Here is a 22,968-nt window from a genome sequence, read left to right as displayed (position 1 = left end):
TTTACGCAGTATTTACGATGAGTTTATGATAAGAAAACGATCATTTTGAAGATTTTCCTATAATCTTTATTGATTCTGTTATATTTCTTCTTACTTTTTATAAAGAAGCCAGGAATAAGCAATCCGCCAGTCTTCTCGACAAGAACTGAGGGACTTTTTATCATTCGTATTTAGAAGCGAATCGATATTCCCTCTTCTTCACGTTCAAATACCCCTTTTCCTCTATCAAATTAACCACATATTCATTATATCGATTAACACCCCATTGATTTAAATGGCTTTCATCCAAAAAGCAACTATCAGGCAACTTTAATACTTCATTCGCATTCCTATAAAAGCCATATTTAGAAAAAAATGCATCAGCATAGGCATTATTGGTAACACGTGCATATTTCGCCTGCGGAATAGGCGATTGTAGAATGATATAGGGAATATTCCGTTGCCGCATTTTCGCAATGATGTGTTCAAACGCATCGACCTGATTTGGCAGAAAAGAATAACTCGTTGCTTTAAATTCTTTCTTTCCTTTGAAACGGCCCTTTGATTCTACATATCCACCTGAAACATACAAGTCGCCGGTGCTGCTTGGATTCTTCTCAACAAAACCTTTATTGAATCCAAAAGCATCTGCAAAAGCTCTATAAAACAGCGTATTATACACACTGATATTATTTTGAGCAACGCTTAAACGTACGAGCTCTTCATCAAGCTCGCCATTTGAAACCAAATCTATAACCGACTCTATCCCATCGGATTTGAACAGAACGGGGTAAACGTCAATAACAACCAATTTAGGTCTGAATTTAGCAATATACTTATCGAATAGGTATGCAGTTTGAACAGGTGTTTGTGCGGAAGAGCCTAAATTAAAGAGTTTCCAATCATATTGCTCGAAAATTCGAGGATCATAACCACGATAAGCATGAGAGGATCCCACAACAAGCACATCTACATTTCTATCAATTTCTTTCGCTTCGTTAAATCTTGTGTAAGAATACCCCACGCCGCCCAAAACATAAGGTAAGTTTGATCGAACGGAAAAGGGAACAAAGCGTCCAAAAGCGATGATTCCCAAGCAACAAATAATGCATGCGACTCCAGCAAAAGCAATTAAGGATATGAAGAACTTTTTCATGTTAAAATTGAAAATATATAAACTCTGTTCCTCCTGTTTGCATATACATCAAGATGACAAAGAGCATGATAGAATAGAAAGACCATCTTATGATTCTCGGCCAAATAAAGCCGATTTTTTCGATTGCATAATTCTGTTCTCGCCCAAGCCATTCTATCATGACAAATGGTATAATGAGCAGGAAGCAAATGAAGGTACCTCTTAACTCGTTCGATTGTAAAGGAATATATCCATCTCCAACATGTGAAAATATCCCGCCAATATAACTAAAGGCATGATCGAGGCTTGCGGCTCGAAAAAAGATCCACGCCAGCACCGTTAAAATAAACGTAGTTGCTATCTGGAGCAATTCTCGCCAATTAGGGAACAAACGTCCCTTAGCAACAATATCGAGATTCGACCGGTTCGTCCTGAAAATTATAGACGGCATAATGAAGAGCGCATTCAATCCGCCCCAAACTATAAACGTCCAATTCGCGCCGTGCCAGAATCCACTTACTAAAAATATGATAAATGTATTGCGTATGCTCATCCATAGACCTCCTCTACTGCCTCCTAAGGGTATATATAGATAATCCTTAAACCATGACGATAAGGAAATATGCCATCTGCGCCAAAATTCGGCAATATCTCTCGAAAAGTAAGGGAAGTTGAAGTTCTTTAAAAGTTCAAAACCAAACAGCCGTGCCACCCCTAAGGCAATATCAGAATAACCAGAGAAATCGCCATAGATTTGAAATGCGAATAAAACAGCGCCTATGATTAGCACGCCACTGGAGTAAGCGGATGAATTGTTGAAAATCATATTTGCATATTCCGCACAATTATCCGCAATAACGATTTTTTTAATAAAGCCCCAAAGAATTTGCCTCAATCCGTCAACAGCTCGCGTATAATCAAAGTTCCGCTTTCTCTCTACTTGAGGCAACAAATGCGTGGCCCTTTCGATTGGCCCCGCTACCAGGAGCGGAAAAAAACTGACAAACAACGAGTAATGCACCCAATTCGTGCTAGGTTCGATCTTTCTGTTATAAATATCCAGTACGTAAGATAATCCATGGAAGGTGTAAAAAGAGATGCCAACAGGCAGAATAATGTTCAACGTCGATATATTCGGATTAAACCCAAACTGGCCAACGAGATCAGCGAACGACTCTACAAAAAAATTATAATATTTGAAGAATGCGAGAAAGCCTAGATTGATTCCTATACTTAAAATAAGCCAAAATTTTCTACTTTTCTGACTTTCGGCACGATGAATTGCCAAGCCGGAGAAGTAGTCGAGAAAAGTAGAAAAAGCAAGTAAAAACAAAAAGCGCCAGTCCCAACAACTATAAAAATAATAACTTGCGATCAACAAAAGTATATTTTGTTGCTTAAGAGACCTGTTTACAACAAACCAATAGAGAATGAAAACAATTGGTAGAAAAACAGCAAAGCTGATGGAGTTAAACAACATATTGTCACCGCTTTAGTTAATAAAATCTTATTTCAGCGAGAACAATATTAAAGTTATTTAGGACGCCTACCAACCATTCTTCCCCGAACGTACATTTTATGTTGCCTTACATCACATTTATTCTCAAATTATCTATGGAAACCTCTAAACCATTTATTATAATAAAATGAAGGAATAACTTTGTACGTGAATACACCTTACATACGGACAATATTTCCTGTTTTTACGGATTCATCACATGCCAAAGCAATCCGTAAGCTATTGATGGCGTCGATATTAGCTTTTGTTAAATCTAAATCCTCAAGTATAGCCTGCAAGAAAAATCGCTGTTCCCTATTACACAACTCTTGGTGATCAGGTTCATCTTCCAAATTAACCAAAGTATCTCTGTGAACAAAGTTGTAATCTGTATCTAATTGAGCGTTATGTATTTTAAGAGACTCGGTCTTTGTATGCGACTCTACGGCATCGGATTTTCCGGTTTTTGATGCTTCCTTCGCAACGATCGATACAGAGCCTTTCGGCCCAATTACATCTTTTACGAAAAAGGCCGTCTCGCTTATCATCGGTCCCCAACCCGCCTCATACCAACCTACTGATCCGTCTTCGAATTTAATTTGCAGCTGGCCATAATTGTAATTATCCGGAGGAATGTCCTGAGTTAGCCTTGCGCCAATCGCACTTACTTGAACAGGCCTCGCATCTGTCATTTGGCACATAACATCAATATAATGCACACCGCAATCGACAATAGGACTTAAACTTTTCATTAAATTTTGGTGTACTTTCCACATGTAACCGTGGCTTTGCTGGTTTAAATTCATGCGCATTACCAAGGGTTTACCAAGCTTCCTCCCTTGCTCAATAAACATCTCCCAAGAAGGATGATAGCGCAAAATATAACCGACAACTAGTTTTTTATTATATCTATTGGCTGTAGCCACTACCCTTTCTGCTCCATCAATGGTATCTGCTAAAGGTTTCTCGATAAAAACGTGACATCCTGCTTGAAAAGCCTTAATCGCAAAGTCTTCGTGCGTATCGGGGTAAGTAGCTATGCAAACAGCATCCGGTTTTGCTAAACGCAAGGCCTCTTCATATTTGTCATATAGCTCATACAAACCACCTAGTTCCCGGTTTAGCACTTCTTTACTTTTACCGGTGGAAACCAATCCGCAAATCTCGAATTTATCCATCGAATGATAGGCTTTGGCATGTGAAGCCCCCATATTACCGCAACCCACCACTAAAATTTTGATTTTCTCCATAATTTGTCAACATTTGCTTTTTAATCTTGCAAGATAGCTCTTTCAAAATTATTTTGCTCGTTTTCGGAAAACATGAGTTAATACACTATATTTTTCTACATTTAACGAAGTTAACGGTGATGCATAGCACTTGATCGATACATAAAATATAATCGACTCGAAATTGCAGCATTTTTTTCTTTTTAGAGCCGTCTTGGCAGAAGAATTGTTAAGGTACACTTATTAAATGGATTGTTATGGAACCGCAGAAAATTCGAATCCTTTTTGTCGACGACGAGGAACACAATTTGATCTCTTTCAAAGCTACTTTTAGAACCAGATATAAAATTGAAACAGCCATTGGTGGTTTAGAGGCGATTGAAAAACTTAAGAATCTAGAGTTTGATATTATCATAACCGATCAGCGAATGCCTAGGATGACCGGTGTTGAATTCCTCGAGCAGATCATACAGACACACCCCGACCCCGTTCGCATCCTTTTAACCGGCTATACGGATATGGCTGCTGTTATTGATGCTATTAATAAGGGAAAGATTTTTCATTATCTCACCAAACCTTGGAATGAAGAAGAGTTGGATAGTACAATTCAAAAAGCCTATCAGTTATATTTGGAAAAGAAAAAGATGAAAGATGAGAATCAGTTATTGTCCATTACCAATGAACAATTGGAATTTTTACTTCGACAGAAACTCCTCTCCTGATTGGACATTTTCGTTGTTTAGTTGATTATCATTTGGTTGAACTGTGGGTATCTTAATAATGAATTCACATCCCTTACCTTCTTCAGTAACCAGGGAGATACTACCATGGTGCTTCGCCACCGTTTGTGAAACGATTGCAAGACCTAATCCCGTTCCCTCTCCTACATCTTTGGTTGTAAAGAAGGGGTCAAATATTTTATCTTTCAACTCTTCTTTTATCCCTACCCCATTATCTTTTATAGAAATATATACCAAATCGTCCTTATAGTACGTTTTGATAGTGATTTTCCCTCCTTGCTTTCCTTTGAATTTTTGGTCAATGGCATGGAAGGCATTGGTTAGCAAATTTAAGAAAACCTGATTTAGCTTTCCCGGGAAACACTCCACATATGGAATTTCATCGTAATGTCTTTTAACGTTGATCCTATCTTTAAACATGCTGTTTAAGATGACTAAAGTGGATTCAAGTCCCAAATTAATATCTGCCAGTTTTAAGTCGTCTTCGTCCACCCTTGAAAAAACCCGTAAGCTTTTTACGATCTCCGCTGTTCTAAAAGCCCCTTCTTGTATCCCTTTTAATAATAACTGAATCTCCTCTTTTAAGAACGCTAAATCAATATCTTCTTTATAACTCTCCAGCTCGGCAATCTTTGACTCCTCGGGAATATCCTTGAATGCTATTTCCTCAACAACCTTCAGCGCCTCAATTAATTGATCCACATCTCTACTTAAAGGCTTTATACTGCCGGTTACAAAGTTTATTGGGTTGTTAATCTCGTGAGCAATGCCTGCAGTTAACATACCTAATGAAGCTAGTTTTTCGGATTCAACCAAATGAGCCTGAGCTTGCTTTAAATTGTACATGGCCTCATTTAAACTCTCATTAGTTCTTTTCAGATCTTTGGTTCGTTTATCAACTTCCGTTTCCAATAATAGATTTTGCTCCCTTATAATTCTCGCATTCTCTTGTGATATTCGCAACGCCTGCGCTTGCGATGCCTCCTTCTCTTTTCTATAGAAATTTATCCGATCAGCCAATGCAAAAGAAAGTAATGAAATCTCTACAATCGAACCAATCTCTAGAATATAAGCGGTGAATCCATTGTAAGGAATTAGGTTAAAATTACGGAGAACAAACGCTATAACACAGGAAAAAAACAAGGTAAAAGCAATTAGAAAAAAAACTGCCGGTCTATATCCTTTTTTACGGATCTGATTAACGACATACATCACATATATAATGCCCAAAGAGGCCATTGTTTGCAAAACGATGGCCCCCTGAAAAACATCGAATAGGCCAATGAATAAACCTACGAAATAGCAAATAACGATTACGTTAATTCCTTTATCGAGTTTAGGGGTATTTGTTTTCGTATGTAGAAAAGTCTTGATGAATGCGATCGTGGCTAAACCGGAAAGGAAGGGAATAATAATAGAACTTCGACTTGCCATCCAAGGGCTATTGGACCAAAGATACATATAAGCATATCCTTGAAACATTGCCTGCGTAAGTCCTACAGTGAATATATAAACAATATAATAGATATAACTGCCGTTGCGTGTAGAAAGGCCAATAAATAGATTATACAGCATCATGATCAACACTGCCCCTGCATACAATCCGAACAAAAGGTTTTTCGTTGACATTTTTGTCGAGATGACTTCCTTGCTGCCGATATAGAGAGGCAACTGCATCTGATCGTTTGAAGAAACGCCGAGGTAAATGGTTGCGTTACTTGCCTTTTTCACATTGATTGGAAAGATGTAATCGGGCGCATAAACCGCTCTTTCCTCAAATGGTTTATATTTTCCTAAAGTATCGATTAAAACGTCACCATTCGAATGTTCAAGGAATAAAATGGCTTCATCAATTGTTGCTTGCTGCAATAATAAATATAAATCTTCATCGTCGGTATCATTTTGAACGGTAAATTTTAGCCACACCCTGTCTTTTGTTGCTCCTAAATTGATAATACCGTCTTTTGGATAACCTGCAAAGTTTTGTTGCTTAACGGAATTAATAGGCAGCTTCTTTGAAGCGTCTTTAAAAATAGAAATATGACGATTTAATAAAAGTTCGCTACTCGCATCACTAAATCTGACTATACGGTCGTGCTGGAAGGTATGACCTATTTTGCAAAGGCATAACAGCACGACAAGAGGTATTAAAAAAGTTCTGAATTTCGAAAAGATACTAACGTTTTTCATTGCTTTCAGTCTTTTTTATGTTACATGACTAAGGAAAATTTGGAATAACGAGATCATAAGTGACAGGATACTCACCTTTCGGGCCTCGCTCCAGTACTTCTTGGTGGGGCCTGTCTCGCAAAGACAAAATTTTTTCCCTTTCCAGATCTGTTGCTAACGACAGGTCATTTATGTCCTCCATACGCATTACGGTCGCAATTAAATCATCTTTTGGATAGTAGAACAATCCATTGTTCCCCAACGTCTTTTCTACCTTACAACCCAATCGGATTCCCATTTTAACTGTAATAGGTGCACATAGTACAAAAAGACTAACAACTGGCAGCTGCTTTGTGATTGCGACCCCAACTCGCGACAGAATATAACTACCGATTCCCATACCAGCTACTTCCCTTGAATTCCACAATCCGCAAATTTCGCAAGTTCCTCCACGAGCTTGGTCATGTTGTATTAGGTCGTATATTTTAGCATCATATCTTCCAATTGCAGTTTCTATAGGCAGCGCATATTTACTATTGGCCATTTGGACGCGAGCACCGCCATATACCGTTTTTGTTTCCGTATTTTCTACTAAGATAACAATAGTATCCCTATCGTCCACCCAATCTTGCCGATTAGAAGTAATCTGGCTAATGCCAAAAATTTCCAATAATTTTCTATGTCCAATTATGAACTTTTCGCATGCTTCCGGATCATCTGGTGCTCTAAAAGTTCGTATATGGATCATAGTTAATCAACTTTAGTGTTATGAATTAACTCTTCGAAATCAACAAAATACCGCCCTGAATCATTAAATTGATCAAGAAACACCCGTCTTACCACATCAGTAACCATTGCGCCGCCCAACGTGACAGCTGAGGCCAACTGTGGCCATCCAATGATGGTTTTTTTCATATAATGGAGTGATAGTTTCATTGCTTCAGAAACATTTTCAAAACCTATTATATCCACTAAATACGCTATCTTTTGCTCAAGGTCCAGTTCTTTTAGTTGTACTTCCATGTCTTGAATGGTATAACCTTCTATTTTTTGAAGTCGTCCATGAAGAATGGGGCGGTCTCTTTCTAAATCAAACCGCTCTATATCCAACATACCCTTGTCGTTTGTATCCATGATTACCGGTATACCATATGCTCTTGCTTTCAGTCGACTAATAATTTTAATGTCAATACCATCGCATTCTTCAACCAGCATGTCTAGTTTTCCTCCTTCGAGTAAGAATTGGTCCATATTGCCGGTATCTAAACCGTCCGTAAAACAAAGCACTTTGATATACGGATCTAACTCGGCGATTTGTCTTGCAGCAGTAATAACCTTACTCTGTCCTAAATCCTGTACACCAACACGGATACGATTCATATTACTTAATTCAATTGAATCGAAGTCGGCCAAGCGTAGCTCTCCGCAACTCCGCTCCATTGCTAAAGTCAATGCTATACTTTGCCCAACGGATAATCCAACTATTCCTACTTTCTTTTCCTTTAGCACATTGATCTCTTCAGGCTTAATCTTATATATATTTCTGCTGGTCCTAACCTTTACAAATTCAGGCTCATCCAATAAATGTATAATTTTATTTAACCAGGGATAATAAACCCATGCGCCAAAATCAAAAGATGAAGATGGATATATATAAGCATCTATATATGTTCTGAGCTTCTTTTCATCGAAACCCTCTGACGGATTTTCGATCTTGATCAATTCAGCTAACTGCATATCAATGGTATCGATTATTTGTACGGCTCCTTCAATTGCCAATAACTTATCCATTTCTTTGCTATCCTCAAGATGCCTTCTTCTAAAAATAATAGGCCGAAAATTATTCCCGACGGCCTCTTGTCGTGTTTCTCCCATTTGATGATTTTATAGCACCTATATTATATAGATAATGCAAGATCTGATGAACGATCTTCGTTACTCTTGAAATTTCCCGATGACCGCAGCGAATTTATCCATGGTAATAGGCTTTTCTACAATGGCCTCTATTACCTTGTATTTCTGCAATCTTTTTATTGTATGTTCATTATTAGACAAGGAGAGAATAATGATTTTATAGCGCTCTTGAATTGATTTTGGCAGATCTATAAATTTATCTAAAAACTCAAAACCATTCATGATCGGCATCATAATATCCAATGTTATAAAAGAAATAGACGCGCTTAGGCTTTCTTCGTTACTTTCTATGTATTGAAGGGCAAGTGTAGCGTCATTAAAAACCTTTACGTCCGAGCTCTTTCCACTAAAACCAATCACTTTCTTTACAATGAGACAATCGATCGGACTATCATCAATAACTATAAAAGGATATTTCATTTATCTAACAATACATTAATATTCAATTCAAATTTTCCATCTAACATTAAATCACTTTGTCGGAATGGCCACAACGAACTCAGTACCAACGTTTTCAACAGAGTTCACTATTATCTGCCCTCCTAACTTCGTTAAAATATTCTTAACGTTATAAAGTCCGAGCCCGCTACCAGCCTCGAGCAAAGTAGCCCTAAAAAACAACTTAAAAATCTCGCCTAGATATTTTTCCGGAATACCTATTCCGGAGTCCTTTACAACAAAAGTAGCAACACCTCGCTCTACTCCCATTTCCAAGTGCACATACTTGTAATTGTAATCCTTCTTTTGATATTTAAAGGCGTTAGATAATAAGTTATTCAACACTAACTTTACAGAAACCTCATCCGACCTAAAAACATCCGAGTTATTGATCGTTATTGTAAATCGGATGCCTTTCGCGTTCGCAATAGCTTCATACATTACCCGCAGATCGTCAGCTAAGGTGTTAAGGTCGATATCCATGATATTAAACTCACCTCGCCGGACACTGTAATAGTCGTGTATTGTCAAAATATAGCGATCAAGCTTTTCGGCAGAATTGACTATTATTTGCAAAAGTTCACCAATTTCACTAAGATCACTTATATCTTGTGCCAGCTGAGCAGCGGCCATTATGCCTGCTAACGGCCCACGGATATCATGGCTTACACTATGAGCAAATTTATCCAGTTCGTTATAAGCTTGTTCTAATTCTCTGTTCTTTACAGATAGCAATGAGTTCGTTAAATAATACCTATTGGCATCGGTTATAACAGCTGAAATTGCTTCAACCGACCACGGCTTTTTCACATAACGATAAACATTACCTTTGTTTATCGCATCTATTGCGGTATTTAAATCGTCCGTATAAGCTGTTAGCAGAATTCTAACCGGTAACGGATAAATTACTCGAATCTCATCCAGAAAATCTGTACCCAATTTGTCCGGCATCCGTTGATCTGTAAATATAATTCGCAGATCAGGGTGCTCTTCCAATATTTTAAGTGCCTCGTTTGTATTTTCAGCAACAAAAATCTGATAATCCAGTCGAAAATATGCTTTAAATGCAACCAAGTTGTTCACTTCATCATCCAAGTATAAAATTTTTATCTCTTCATTCATACTGATCAACTCGGTTTATTTCTTTGTCCATTTTTATGAAATGTTATTTGCACAAGTAAAGATGTAACAACTATAATTTTTATTTTAACACTTCGCTTGTTGACATTTTTTCTATACTCATTTTTTAGAACAAATAATTGGAAGGAAGAGGTTCTGTTAGAACCGATTCCCAACAAGTTCGGAAATGTTTGTTCAAAAGAGCAAAGGGCAACGGATTGCTTTCTGCTATTGCTATAATCTCGTGCGCGGGGACTTGAAGATCTTTTGCCAGTAGCGACACAATCGGAACTCCTATTTTACTCAAGTTATTGATCTGCCCGCTTGTTATCAAGCCGCTGTCTTTAGATTCTTCGTAAACATCATTCAACATACGCTTTTTTTCTTTTATTTCTTGATGGTGGTAAGCAAGTACCTCGCCCTTTTCTTCTAAAAAAGATTTCAAATATTCATAAAGCACGCTCGTTTGCTCGATATTCAAATATATACTGCATACTTTACTTCCTTCACCAGACCATTCATTTACCGACAGTAACAAATTGTTCTGCCTTATATGATCGTCCTTTGTAGGCTTCAGATCGATAAAAGATTTCCCTGGTGTTTGTTTTATCCTCAAATCCTTCATTAAAAATATTCTAAAAAAACGTAAATCTTCATAACGGTTGGACGTAAAAGTTCTTTTTAATGTCAAACTTAAGCAATTTAAATCACAAAGAATCATGCCATTTATCAATATACAGATCGATCTTATACAAAATACAATCTTCCTTTATTTCTTCATTGGCAATTGGCACAGTTATCGATACACAAAATATTAAAATATTCTTCATATCGATTAATGCGAATAAAGATATTTTATATTTGCAATAGGTATTTTTTTTATGATCAGTATTAGAAATGGTTTAATTGGATTGGGATTCTGCAGGACGATGTACGCAGAGAATAAACAAAACTCTATCGAAGGCATTTATGATGGTATTTATAATAACATATCCGTGTCCTTAGAAGTGTTTGCCAACGGTTACATAGCACGAGTAGAAAACAATCTGGAACACCAACCCTTTACTGATCTCGGGAGCGACATCAAAGTTTCATCTCCGCAAGACGGCACTAAATTGTCTGATATAGATCTATCAACCATTTCGACATTATCAACGACATCTTCATACCGGAAGGAAACCATGCTAAATACAGCAGCTGAAATCCGAAGTATCCGTTCGGAAGTTTTAACAATGCAAGACATCCTCCATTCCCTCGAGAAATTAACGACCAATCTGCAAATCAAAGAACAATCAACTCCGCGATAATGACCTTAAATGGCACCAAACTTAAAAAAACACGTTCCACACACTGAAACACGTTGGTTTCATCTTCATTAACGCGTTAATTTGCCGCACAAATTAACAATTATTATTTTAGTTATATTAAGGGAAAAGCCGTAAAATCAAACAGGAAAAATCCTATACGTACGGCTGGCTAATTATACAGATATAACGTTCTGCCGGATAGCTTCCAATACGAGACCTACTCTACTTTTAACCTGGAACTTTTCAAAAAGAGCTGCTCGATAGCCGTCGATCGTCTTGATTGACAAAAACATTTTCGACGCTATTTGTTGATAGGTTAAGTCACTACATGCTAGTTCTAAAAACTCACGCTCTCTATCTTTCAAATCTATAGAGTCCTTATTAAACATCTCCTGATAACACATATTTGTCACATAGGTATTATAAAATCCCCGTAGTAAAATTTCCTTTAATGCCAATTCCAGTTCATTGGGATTCATATTTTTCAAAAGATAAGCACAACACCCTGCCTTAATCATCCTAATTACGTTTTGCGAATCCTCCATCATGGAGAGTGCTGCCATCTTAATACTTGGATATGTCTTCCTAATCGTTGAAACAATCTCAGCTCCTTCCATTTCAGGCATGTTAACGTCAATCAACAGAATGTCAGGTAAGGGGTTCTGAGATTTTAGCTTCTGTAATAAGTCGGGTCCATTAGATGCATATAATATCACTTCAAAATCCGGGAAGGTATTGACAAACATACCTACAGTTTTCAAGAACAATTGTTGATCGTCAACTATACCGATAGTTCCTTTCATCATATGTTTACCACCTTTTAAATAAAATACGTTGCTTAACTAACAAATCTCGTTCCATCTATTGAAGATTTCTAAAGATTAACAAATGTGGTTTTTGCCCGTCTCGACCAATCTTTCAAATACCTTTGATTTTTTTCTTTAAAGATATAACACAAAAAATAAACTATCACTATAATAGGAAAAATACTTCAAATGTATGGCTCTATTTTCCCATTTTAAGCACAAGTGCAACACAGTGCCCAACAAGTACTTTATTAATTCCCATATTTTCATACCCAAAATTTCCTATTTCCTTATACAATCCGCTTTTACGCCCATTTTCTTAGGATATACTTGCGAAATTTGGAGAGTAATTAAATTATTAAAAACATCTATTATTATGTCAAAGCGCATTTTACTTTTACCATTGGTATTATTCATTTTATCATGTGATAAAACAGAGGATCCTGGAGTAGAAATCCCGAAAACCATCGATCAAACGCTTATCCGCACGGTATGGAATACCGTTTCGGAAAAATACGAGTACAAAGCGAGTGATGGAACCACTGTCTATCAAAGCAGTAAAGTATACGAAGATTTTAGAAATAAAAGTATACAGTATAACTTTAGACCTAACGAGGCAACTCCGGACGATCATCGGGTGACACGACTAGACAAGTTTACGAATAAGCTGACTTCAGGAGCTTGGAATATTTCGCGAGAGGATAAAAAAGACTATGTAAATATTACCTGGGACTCGGGAAAGTTAGACAAATATGAAGTGACCGCATTCACTGAAAAGACGATGAGCTGGTCTATTGTATCGACTGACAATTCCGATATACAGTATAAAGAGAACGGAGAGACGAAAACAGCGGCTAGCCGCCAAGGGAGTATTGAATTACATTGTCCTTGTAGAGATTAATCGCTTACCGAAACAGCTATTCTAAGTAGAAATGCATTAGCCCCTAGCAACATGTTGCTAGGGGCATTTTATTAAACAAGTTAGCCAAAAATTCAATGTTTAATATATTGAGAAAGAAATTATAGTAATATAGTAAGCGGGTTCTATTTTATTTACTATATTAATATTCCTGAAATGACGCTGTAGTATCTCAAGAGAAATGAGCATATGGTACTTCAATCATCTGAGTTAAATGTTTCGGATTTAAATTGAACAACAAATTTATCCGTACATTTTCTACAGAAAAAAGCCGGCTTTTAGATAAACCGGCTTTTCTGTAGAATGTATCTCAATGAACTGAAGAATGATGCGTATTAATAAGCATTTTCCTCGCCTTTAATCATATTGATTACAGTTTGCAAAATAATTCTGACATCAAGCCAAATAGACCAATTTTCTAAATACCAAACGTCGTACTCTACGCGTTTTCTCATGAGCTCGGGATCCTTAGTTTCGCCTCTAAAACCGTTCACTTGCGCCCAGCCCGTAATCCCTGACTTCAAAAAATGCCTTACCATGTACTGATCAATTATTTCACGATACTGCTTTGTAAGAGAAAGTGGATGAGGTCTTGGTCCTACTACACTCATATCTCCAAACAATACGTTGAAGAACTGAGGTAGTTCGTCAAGGCTAGTTCTTCTAATGAAGCGACCAATTGGTGTAATCCGGTCATCATTCTTAGTAGCCTGACGAGTATCGCTCTCATTATTGACCTTCATACTCCTGAATTTATAACAGTAAAATGTCTGATTATTGCGCCCGTCACGCTTTTGCTTAAAAAGAATAGGTCCTGGACTTTGAATCTTAATAATAAGTCCGATGATAGGATATAACCAGCTCAAGACAAAAACAATTGCCAATAGACTAAAAACAATATCAAAAATACGTTTTTTAAATCGATTCTCAATTTCTTCCAAAGGATCATGCCGCATGCTAATCACTGGGAATTCTTCCATATAACTCAACTTAAATGGTGTAACAAGCGTTCCAGTTAAATCAGGGACAAATTTCATACGGACGCACTGCCGCTCACCTTCCCGCAACAAGACATTTGCATTCGCCATATTTTCAGGAGTAAGGGGTACGTATACCTCTTGAATACCGCTTTTGGCGGCAACTTCTATTTGCTGACAAACCATAGGCAGTAGCCGTCCGTCCTCGCCAATACTGAGCTCCTCACTATCATCTAGGAAGCCATTGAATTCATACTGATTCTTTTTTTGTTCAAAAAAGGCCGCTAAACGAAGTCCCATTTTGTTCATTCCCAACACCGCGACCGGCCTGCTTGCCTTAAAATACCGTAAAAGTCTGTTTTCAAAAAAGGTTCCCAAAAAACGACTGACAAAGAGACACAGCGACAAACCTATATACATAACCAGCAGAAATTCGCGAGAAATCGCTTTTTCTTTGAAAAAAGCCGTATAAACAGGCAAATAAGGCAAAATGCAATAAAAAGCTTTTAAGGTGGCTGAATAAATAAAATCAATTCGACGGACCGTCTTCTCAGTATACAACTTGCAAAAGAAGGATGATACAAGCCAAATTAAATTGCTCACAATCAATCCGTCCATATAAATTCCTTGCAAGCGAGAATCATCTGCCACAAAATAATAGAAAGTGCCAAGGTAACTGACGTTTACTATTAAAAGATCGCTTACAGCGAGAATAAAAATCAATAAGTATAAATAACGTGTTTTCATAGTAGATAGATGAGGTAAATATTAACAAGATCGATATAACGGAAAATAGAGCGGATTCGGAGTTAATCCTCTCTCAATTTTATTCTGAACCAATTCATTGTAAATCGTTTCATTAGCGATAAACTGCCATGTCGTAAAGTCGAATAGGTTATCAGAAAAACCTATTTTAAAATGAAAAAGGGAGTCGGCTTTTCCACCTACTCCACTGCCAAGATGCAGAAGCCGAGCATCTCTAGCTCTGCCCAGTAGCGTAGCTTCATCAAAGATTAGCTTCATTGGCGACTCCGAAAAGAATTCACTCCTAGTTCCAGCTAAATGAAGTTGCATAATGTCGTTTGTTAATACTACCATCGCTCCAGCCACTATTTTATTCTCATAGCATGCCAGCAGTAACTCTGTTTGATAATCTGTAGCATGCATAAAACGTTCGAAGTATTCATCTTCAAAAAAATACTTTTCAGACGCACCCACCTTTATCATATTCTCTCGATAAATCGTGATAAACTCTCTTAATTGTAATTCAGAATCTGCCCGATGCACCTCGTAGCCTTTGCGTCTCAACTGGCTAACTTTCATCCGTATGGGGCGCCGATATTTTGATCGTTGTTCCTCTAGTGAAGTTTGAAGATTAATAGCAACAGTCTGCCCAACGTCTAATAATTGCCCATCTTTAATACTTTTAAAAATTGCTTTTTGATCAAATAACGGATGAAGCACACTAAAACAGCAAATGATATTTTCTTTTAGCAGGAATTTTTTAAGTGCATCTGAAAACCTATCGATAAAGCCATCGTCTACAAAATTAGTTCTATCTATGTTGGTTAGCGCACCAGTATAACCGTAAACCGATGTACAATCGAAATATGGTGTTTGTTCGATTTTGCGTTTAATAAAAGGTAAGCTCAGAAATCGACTACCTTCCTGGTAAACAAAAATAAAAGGATCACCTCCATGGTCCATTAAATGATAGTCATGCGTATGATAAAAGTCGAATTCGGTACTCTCTTTAATATAGTGATTCCAAGTATCTTTCTCTTTTATACCATTTGCATCTGTTATTTTAGCTGTAGAAAATGTGTTCGTTAAAAGTATGTTCATGTTTTGTGTGTTAGAGAAATTATTATTAATACCAAAAGCTATTTCCCAAAAGCGCCCTCATAAACAACAGCTCATATAAAACACATAGTTGAATGACAAAGCAAAGATATCGCTAATCGAGATCGATTAGCGTATCTTCTCAGCACATGTTACGCTATTGTGGATTATCGTATAAGGAAAGCAGAAGTGTGAAAAAACCTTAAAACATGAGAATATTCTATGTAAAAAAAAGAGAAATCCTTCACGTCACCTCACTGAAATTGTATGTTTATTAAAGTGAGTAAAATCTTTAAATTGCTGATTTTTATCTTTTATCTGCTTAAAGTACTCGTATGTAATTTTTAATCCTTCAGATCTTGATACTTTAGGTTGCCAACCCAATATTTCTTTCGCCTTTGTTATATCAGGACGTCTTTGTTTAGGGTCATCTGTTGGTAGTGGCTTACATATCAGTTTTTGATTCGCACCAGTCAGACGTAAAATTTCTTCTCCAAATTCACGGATAGTAATTTCATCTGGATTACCGATATTCAAAGGAAGTGCGTAATCACTTAAAAGTAGTCGGTAAATTCCATCTACTAGATCATCCACAAAACAAAAAGAACGCGTCTGTGAACCATCGCCGAAAACGGTCAAATCCTCTCCCCTTAATGCTTGCCCAATAAAAGTTGGCAAAACCCGCCCATCATTTAGCCGCATTCTAGGACCATAGGTATTAAAAATTCGCACTATTCTCGTTTCCAAACCATGGAAAGTATGATAGGCCATGGTAATCGCTTCCTGGAATCTTTTCGCTTCATCATAGACACCTCGAGGTCCAACAGGATTGACATTCCCCCAATACTCCTCAGGTTGCGGATTAACTAAAGGATCACCGTATATCTCTGACGTAGAAGCAACTAGAATTCTGGCTTTTTTTTCCATAGCCAAACCAAGAAGATTATGAGTCCCTAAAGAACTAACTTTCAAAGTTTGTATAGGAATCTTGAGATAATCTATGGGACTTGCTGGCGACGCAAAATGGAGAATGTAATCGAGTTTTCCAGGAACATGTACGAAATTAGAAACATCGTGATGATGAAATTCGAAGTTTGGTAATTTAAACAAATGTTCTACGTTAGCCAAGGCGCCTGTTATCAGGTTATCCATACCAATGACGTGGAATCCTTCTTGGGTGAATCTATCGCATAAATGAGACCCTAAAAAACCAGCAGCTCCGGTGATTAATACTCTTTCTTTTTTCATTGCTTTTATTTGAAATGATTGATTTATATGAGTTATATACTGTTTAGTCACGCCTATTCTAAGGCATTTTTCCGATTTATATACTTAAAAACTTATCAATTAGAAAATTTTATCTATCTTTGCGTGTCAGATTTACACTAGCAGTACAATTTCTTTGGCACACAGCCGTTAGTATTAAGCAGTGATCAACGTTATTTTTTTAATCCAACCGTAACGAATAACGCTCACTTTTGGCGGAGTTTACAATTTACAACCAACCGTTGTGTTTTCTTTTGCCTCAGTTTCGTTATTATTACACAATTCAACACTTAAATGAAAAAAATTCTTTTTTATTTTCTCAACCGCAAGTGCGCTGTTACTGGCTGCCGCATGTTCAAAACAAGATTTAATAGAAGAAACGCAACTAACTGAAGGTCCTTCAGCTACTATGTCCACATCGGGGAAAAGTTCGTCAACTTTTTTTTACGGAGTAAACGGTCATCCCCTGGGCACCAAACCCTACACAAGTGTACCCGCGAAAACTCAAATTAATCTGTTAAAAGGTATGGGCATGAACATTTATCGAATTGATGTGCAATCTCAATTAGATAACGGCTATATAACAGTACCTCATTTGTATAAACCGCTTAAAGAAGCCGCTGACGCTGCGGGAGTTACGTTACTACCTATGCTTTATCCAAGAGATTTTGACATAAATCTCTCTGAGCGTCAATCCTACGAACGAGGACGTGTTCTTGGCGATCGTTTTGCCCGTCGATATGGGAATGATTTCACCTATTATAATATCGGAAACGAAATGGAATTAAGGTGCCTTCTATCGGGGTCACTCTCTGGAGCGTCAGTATCGCATTATGATCAAAAAAAGTTCAAAGTAGTCGCCGCTTATTTAAAAGGGATGAACGATGGTATCAAATCCAAAGATCCAAATGCGAAAACCATAATTAACGCCAACTGGATGCACTATCAGTACCTTCTCATGCTCGAACGCCATGGAGTTAAATTTGACATTGTTGGATATCATTGGTACGATGAAATGGAGTCCTTAGCTTTAAAAAACCATAACATCAGTGACATTACACAATTTTTATCGTCTAAGTTTAATAAACCGATATGGTTCCTAGAAGTCGGTGTCCGGAACAAAACCGGCACTCGCTCAGAAGCTGAGCAGAAAGCTTTTCTCGATTCATTCATTGCTAAATGCAGGAATAATCCGCAAGTCCGCGCTGCCATCATTTACCAATTATTCGACGAACCACAAAAAGGGACCGGACTGGAAGCTAATTACGGCATTTTTAAATGGGCTAAACAATATACCGAGTACCGTGCGAAATCTTTCGCTAGATAGCCATTTTTTTATTAGTATTTAAGACTGTTGATCACTGCTAAGTAGAGGCTCTCTAAAAGGGGCCTCTATTTTTTTACACCATAGGAAAATGCTAGACTATAAGGTGCATATCATCATGATTATCCTTATGAAGTAAATCCTCTTTATTGGTTACTTGACTATATAGACGCAGATAGTTTGTGATATTATTTTCATTGTTAAATCGAACAACATGTTTTTTCGAGAGCTTGCCTTTCTGTTCTATCAACTCCCTATTGTCTATTATTTCTAATAAAATTTCCGATAACTCGTCATTTTCGGGATTGAAAAGCCATGCGCATTCGCCGTTAAAGATTTCGGGCAACCCTCCTTTACTTGACATACAAACTGGCACGCTATGAGCTAAAGATTCAATCGCAACCCTACCAAAGGGCTCCTCCCAAATTGATGGCACGATGGATACATCTATTTGCTTGTAAAATTCCGTAGGACTTACTACGCCAACAAAATGACAGATTATACCGTCAAGCTTTTCTTTAATAATGTTCAGATAAAGATCATCCCCTTTCCCTGCTAACACCAAAGAAAAGCTATCTGGGAACTTAGCATGTACGATTCGTAATTGTTCAACCAGGTAACTGACCCCCTTATCTTCCGCTATTCTACCCATAAATCCAAAAACGACCTTCTCGTTTGCAGCCTTTATAAGGGTCGATTTTGGCATATCAACAGCGTTGTATACCACTTTAGCATGTTTCATTTTCGAGAAATCACCAAAAATTCGGTGTTTATTGACAATAAATTTGGATATTCCCACAAATACATCCGGATAATCCATATATCTCTTTTTGATATAATGGGTAAAAGCGCAAGGCGTACATAATGTTTCGCAATTTGCTAGCTTGTTGTGCATATTACAGCGGTGGCAGAGCAGATAGTAGTCACGCATCGTATGAACGACAGGAAATCCCATATTCTTAAACGTTTTCCAAATATGCGGCGAAAAGCCTTGAATATTATTTGTGTGAATGATATCTGGCTTAATTCTTTTTAAAATTTTCCCCAATTTGGAATTATAAAAAGGGTTTCCCGAGTCAATAAAGAACCAGATTATTTTTTGAATGAGATTTCTCTTTATACCTGAATAGGGGGAGAAAATATTTCTCTCTTTCAACCGTATTATAACCACACCATTTAATTTCACCACTTCATCCTTAGCACCCAGTGTTATTACAAATACCTCGTGCTTCTGTTCTTTCAACCCCTCAGCAAGTAACTGAACTGAAACCTCAGCTCCTCCAATGAGCTTCGGATAATAAAACGTATTCACCAAAAGTATTCTCACAACTTTTATATTAATTTTACGCTAAATATATAATCACCTCGAGCTCTTTGAATTAATTCACAAAGTCGAATACCTTAGCTTCGCAATGCTCTTTATGCTTTTCAATTACAAACTTTTTTATCTTCATTACAAATTGTTCTTCATCAAATGATTCAGCATGTTTCCTGATAAAGGCCGAATTAAAAGCAAAGTTGTCAAATATACTCACGGCATGTATAATCGCTTCGGTTGTTTGTGTGTTGAAAAATAGAGCCGTCGATCTCTCAGCGCTTGAAATATCACTAACCGGTATCATAGTATCGAGTACGCCCCCACTACCATAAGCAATTACAGGTCTGCCTGAAGCACTTGCTTCAAGAGGTGTTATACCATAATCTTCAAGCTGCGGAAATATCAGTGCTTTGCATCTCGCAAAAACCGTTGCTAATGCATCAGCGCTTAGTGATTTAAGAAATTGAATATTAGGTCCTGCCATAGAGCGTAATTCATTTTCCTTTGTTCCTTTTCCCACTATCAATAGCTTTTTATCAGGCATTTGATTAAATGCCTCAATCACTAAGTCAACCTTTTTATAAGGCTCAAATCGGGAGACAACCAAAAATAATCTTCAGGATTTTCATCCACATAAAAATTTTTGCATTTAACTGATGGATTAATAACGCTAATTGGTTGCTTAGGATGATAAGCCTGTTCAATTCTGGGTACAACTTCGCTAGAGTTTGTAACAAACCAATCAGTCCTTCTCGCAGATTTTAAATCAATTTTTCGCAAACGATTAATAACATATTGAAACGCTATTCTCTTTAAGAACGACGCATTTCTCACCTGCTCGTAGGTTTCTGATCGCCAAACTAAGCGAAATGGCGTATGGCAGTACGTAATGATCAATGCATCACTTCTTGTTTTGATATACTTAGCGCAATGTGTCGTAGATTGAAGTATAACATCATAGGCAGTTAGATCTAACTGTCTCATTGCCCAAACTCCAAAAGGGAAAAAGAGCTTTTTCATCGTGTCCTCATTTCTCACAAGCTTACCAAACCAACTTGTTTTAATGTTCACTTGTTTAAATTCTTCATATGTAGCGTGAGGATCATATGCAAGTGTATAAACCGGTGCATCTGGAAAAGCCTGATGAAAACTTAAGGCTACCTGCTCGGCCCCCCCTCTTCGAACAATATCGTCTTGAACAATTGCTAATTTCATATATAGTAATGTTTGCGGTCTGTAATTTGACTAAAAATCTTCTTTATAAAGATTCAAGATTTAAGCGAACTAATGACTAGGGTAATAGTTGTGATGATATTAAAACATCAAAGTTTTCCTTATTCAAATAGGATTGTCGACTTTATTTCTTGACCCTTAACTAGTTGAAGTTGATCGAATATTTTTTAATATATAACTTTGTTGACTTATTTTCACCAGAGTTTCTGCATCAATACTTTGAGTAAGGACACAATTTGGCCCAACCAAACTCCCTCTACCGATTTTTATCGGACCGATTAACTTGGCACCGGCACCTATTACACTGTTTGCTTCAACGGAGGGAAACCCATCATCATTTGGCACTACCTTTCCTTGTCTCTTTCTACCTAAGGTAACCCCATGGTACAGGGTCACGCCCTCCTCAATAACAACTCCTTCTCCGATTACTAACCCCACTCCATGTATGATCACAATCCCGCCGCTGATGGACGATCGGTAATCGATATCTATACCATAAAGTATTTGGATGCATCTTGTTAATATTAAAGGTAGTAATGGGATCTTTATTTTATACAACCAGTTGCTTAATCTATATACAAAAAGTGCGTGAAAGCCACGATTCGCTAACACTGCCAGCAAATAATTGATTTCATAAACTTTTTTCAGCTGTCGAAGATCTCGTCCTGTCTCTTTTATCCAACCCATTGCGATTTATTTATAAGATCCAATAATTTTTTTGCCGAACGCTCCCAAGTAAACTCTTTACTACGTGTAAAATTAGATTGAATAATATGGGTTACCTCTTCTTGAGATTTACTTAAAAAAGTATTAAAAGCATTTTTTAAACTCATTAAAGAGTTTGGATTAAAATAAATAGCACCATCCCCAGCTATTTCTTTAAAAACTTGTATATCAGATATTATCAAAGGACATCCGCTAGCCATTGCTTCGACTATCGGTATTCCAAAACCCTCATATATCGACGGATTCAATAGTGCCTTTGCTCGAAGGTATAAACTTGCTAACTGACTATCATTGCATTTATCAAATACCTCAACATTTGTAGGCAAATCGAAATCCACTTCTGCAAACTCTTTCGATTTAGCTCCAACAACGACCAGTCTCTGATTTCTGAACTCTTCCAAAGAAAATAATTTAATTAATAGATTTATATTCTTCCTGGGATGCATAGACCCTACAAACAAAAAGAAGTCTTCTTTGTTACATACTATATTTTCGACACTGCTATATACAAAATCATTCGATGGTGCATTATAAATTACTGTAATACGATCCTTACTCACATCAAGGTGATCGGCTATTTCCTTTTTGGAAAATTCACTAACGGTTACAATCTCCCTTGCTATCCTTACCAGTTTTGGTATCATAAATTGATAATATTTGCTAAACGCCCAACTAAACCATTTAGGATCTACCCTATATGTCATGTCGTGAATACAAAGCACTTGATTTTTGTTAAAAAGAGTGCCTATATTACAAAGGTTCAATAAAATATAGTCATTTTTGTTTTTTAAAAACCGTGCAATAGTTAGCTGTTCCCAAAGTATTATGCTTTTACATCCGTCTAGAGGTAACAATACATGCCCCGGCAGATCAATTTCAGTAGTTTCCAAGAAAGAGGGAATAATTACTTTAACATCTACCTCTAGTGATACTAACGCTTTTGTAATCTCAAAAGCGTAGCGCTGCACACCCGTAAGTCGCTGTGTAAGGTATTTACCATTAATATATATTGTCATGAATTATGAGAGA

22 protein-coding genes are annotated in these 22,968 nt (G+C 37.1%); 4 read left to right on the top strand and 18 right to left on the bottom strand.

Annotated elements, in window-relative coordinates:
- Positions 1-160: 160 nt before the first annotated feature.
- The 3 genes from QT327_RS20915 to QT327_RS20905 all read right to left on the bottom strand — a co-directional run bounded on the left by QT327_RS20915 (position 161) and on the right by QT327_RS20905 (position 3,862).
- On the bottom strand, positions 161-1,135 hold the full coding sequence (locus QT327_RS20915; RefSeq protein WP_130856220.1) for a hypothetical protein: 975 nt from the start codon (positions 1,133-1,135) through the stop codon (positions 161-163).
- A gap of 1 nt (position 1,136) precedes the next feature.
- Complete coding sequence (locus tag QT327_RS20910; RefSeq protein WP_130856219.1) at positions 1,137-2,594, bottom strand: MBOAT family O-acyltransferase; 1,458 nt, start codon at positions 2,592-2,594, stop codon at positions 1,137-1,139.
- A gap of 197 nt (positions 2,595-2,791) precedes the next feature.
- Complete coding sequence (locus QT327_RS20905; protein ID WP_130856218.1) at positions 2,792-3,862, bottom strand: Gfo/Idh/MocA family protein; 1,071 nt, start codon at positions 3,860-3,862, stop codon at positions 2,792-2,794.
- A 236-nt stretch (positions 3,863-4,098) separates the two neighbouring features.
- Here QT327_RS20905 and QT327_RS20900 point away from each other — a divergent pair, with 236 nt between their 5' ends.
- Complete coding sequence (locus QT327_RS20900; protein WP_013665329.1) at positions 4,099-4,563, top strand: response regulator; 465 nt, start codon at positions 4,099-4,101, stop codon at positions 4,561-4,563.
- Here QT327_RS20900 and QT327_RS20895 read toward each other — a convergent pair.
- The 6 genes from QT327_RS20895 to QT327_RS20870 form a co-directional block, all read right to left on the bottom strand.
- Positions 4,537-6,771 (bottom strand): sensor histidine kinase, encoded by a 2,235-nt coding sequence (locus QT327_RS20895; RefSeq protein ID WP_130856217.1) that lies wholly within the window; start codon positions 6,769-6,771, stop codon positions 4,537-4,539. The two genes, QT327_RS20900 and QT327_RS20895, sit on opposite strands and share 27 nt — an antisense overlap.
- A 28-nt stretch (positions 6,772-6,799) precedes the next feature.
- Positions 6,800-7,498, bottom strand: coding sequence for a hypothetical protein (locus QT327_RS20890; protein ID WP_013665327.1), 699 nt, complete (start codon positions 7,496-7,498; stop codon positions 6,800-6,802).
- 2 nt (positions 7,499-7,500) lie between these two features.
- Complete coding sequence (locus QT327_RS20885; RefSeq protein ID WP_130856216.1) at positions 7,501-8,625, bottom strand: ThiF family adenylyltransferase; 1,125 nt, start codon at positions 8,623-8,625, stop codon at positions 7,501-7,503.
- 60 nt (positions 8,626-8,685) lie between these two features.
- Positions 8,686-9,084, bottom strand: coding sequence for a response regulator (locus QT327_RS20880; protein ID WP_013665325.1), 399 nt, complete (start codon positions 9,082-9,084; stop codon positions 8,686-8,688).
- A 51-nt stretch (positions 9,085-9,135) separates the two neighbouring features.
- Positions 9,136-10,224: a hybrid sensor histidine kinase/response regulator gene (locus QT327_RS20875; RefSeq protein WP_130856215.1), complete on the bottom strand. Its 1,089-nt coding sequence runs from the start codon at positions 10,222-10,224 to the stop codon at positions 9,136-9,138.
- A gap of 124 nt (positions 10,225-10,348) precedes the next feature.
- On the bottom strand, positions 10,349-10,846 hold the full coding sequence (locus QT327_RS20870) for a hypothetical protein (RefSeq protein WP_130856214.1): 498 nt from the start codon (positions 10,844-10,846) through the stop codon (positions 10,349-10,351).
- Between the two features lie 256 nt (positions 10,847-11,102).
- Here QT327_RS20870 and QT327_RS20865 point away from each other — a divergent pair, with 256 nt between their 5' ends.
- The gene (locus tag QT327_RS20865) at positions 11,103-11,528 is read left to right on the top strand and encodes a hypothetical protein (protein ID WP_130856213.1); all 426 of its coding nucleotides are present in this window, start codon (positions 11,103-11,105) and stop codon (positions 11,526-11,528) included.
- Positions 11,529-11,701: 173 nt separating this feature from the next.
- Here QT327_RS20865 and QT327_RS20860 read toward each other — a convergent pair whose 3' ends face one another.
- Positions 11,702-12,334 carry a response regulator transcription factor gene (locus QT327_RS20860; RefSeq protein WP_041387262.1) on the bottom strand — a complete coding sequence of 211 codons (633 nt, stop codon included), beginning with the start codon at positions 12,332-12,334 and terminating at the stop codon, positions 11,702-11,704.
- A 376-nt stretch (positions 12,335-12,710) separates the two neighbouring features.
- On the opposite strand from QT327_RS20860, the gene QT327_RS20855 reads away from it, so the two are divergent.
- Positions 12,711-13,235: a hypothetical protein gene (locus tag QT327_RS20855; protein ID WP_130856212.1), complete on the top strand. Its 525-nt coding sequence runs from the start codon at positions 12,711-12,713 to the stop codon at positions 13,233-13,235.
- 353 nt (positions 13,236-13,588) lie between these two features.
- Here the strand turns inward: QT327_RS20855 and QT327_RS20850 are convergent, their stop codons facing one another.
- The 3 genes from QT327_RS20850 to QT327_RS20840 form a co-directional block, all read right to left on the bottom strand.
- Positions 13,589-14,977: an undecaprenyl-phosphate glucose phosphotransferase gene (locus QT327_RS20850; RefSeq protein ID WP_289553919.1), complete on the bottom strand. Its 1,389-nt coding sequence runs from the start codon at positions 14,975-14,977 to the stop codon at positions 13,589-13,591.
- Positions 14,978-14,998: 21 nt separating this feature from the next.
- Positions 14,999-16,075 (bottom strand): GNAT family N-acetyltransferase, encoded by a 1,077-nt coding sequence (locus QT327_RS20845; RefSeq protein WP_130856210.1) that lies wholly within the window; start codon positions 16,073-16,075, stop codon positions 14,999-15,001.
- A 246-nt stretch (positions 16,076-16,321) separates the two neighbouring features.
- Positions 16,322-17,320, bottom strand: coding sequence for a UDP-glucuronic acid decarboxylase family protein (locus QT327_RS20840; protein WP_130856209.1), 999 nt, complete (start codon positions 17,318-17,320; stop codon positions 16,322-16,324).
- A gap of 550 nt (positions 17,321-17,870) precedes the next feature.
- Between QT327_RS20840 and QT327_RS20835 the strand changes: the two genes are divergently transcribed.
- Positions 17,871-18,665, top strand: coding sequence for a glycosyl hydrolase 53 family protein (locus QT327_RS20835; RefSeq protein ID WP_289553918.1), 795 nt, complete (start codon positions 17,871-17,873; stop codon positions 18,663-18,665).
- A gap of 91 nt (positions 18,666-18,756) precedes the next feature.
- Here the strand turns inward: QT327_RS20835 and QT327_RS20830 are convergent, their stop codons facing one another.
- The 5 genes from QT327_RS20830 to QT327_RS20810 all read right to left on the bottom strand — a co-directional run bounded on the left by QT327_RS20830 (position 18,757) and on the right by QT327_RS20810 (position 22,955).
- Positions 18,757-19,989: a glycosyltransferase family 4 protein gene (locus tag QT327_RS20830; protein WP_130856207.1), complete on the bottom strand. Its 1,233-nt coding sequence runs from the start codon at positions 19,987-19,989 to the stop codon at positions 18,757-18,759.
- Between the two features lie 52 nt (positions 19,990-20,041).
- A complete protein-coding gene (locus QT327_RS20825; protein WP_289553916.1) occupies positions 20,042-20,545 on the bottom strand; it encodes a glycosyltransferase in 504 nt (167 codons plus the stop codon).
- Positions 20,545-21,195 carry a glycosyltransferase gene (locus QT327_RS20820; protein ID WP_289553915.1) on the bottom strand — a complete coding sequence of 217 codons (651 nt, stop codon included), beginning with the start codon at positions 21,193-21,195 and terminating at the stop codon, positions 20,545-20,547. Before QT327_RS20820 ends, QT327_RS20825 begins: the two co-directional genes overlap by 1 nt.
- A 156-nt stretch (positions 21,196-21,351) precedes the next feature.
- Positions 21,352-21,900 carry a serine O-acetyltransferase gene (locus tag QT327_RS20815; protein WP_130856205.1) on the bottom strand — a complete coding sequence of 183 codons (549 nt, stop codon included), beginning with the start codon at positions 21,898-21,900 and terminating at the stop codon, positions 21,352-21,354.
- A complete protein-coding gene (locus QT327_RS20810; protein ID WP_130856204.1) occupies positions 21,888-22,955 on the bottom strand; it encodes a glycosyltransferase family 4 protein in 1,068 nt (355 codons plus the stop codon). The genes QT327_RS20815 and QT327_RS20810 overlap by 13 nt, the downstream gene beginning before the upstream one ends.
- Between the last annotated feature and the right edge of the window lie 13 nt (positions 22,956-22,968).

Source organism: Olivibacter sp. 47 (genome assembly GCF_030372825.1).
GTDB classification, from domain to species: domain Bacteria; phylum Bacteroidota; class Bacteroidia; order Sphingobacteriales; family Sphingobacteriaceae; genus Olivibacter; species Olivibacter oleidegradans.
The sequence above is the reverse complement of the archived record's forward strand: the minus strand, read 5'-3'. Positions and strand labels throughout refer to the sequence as shown.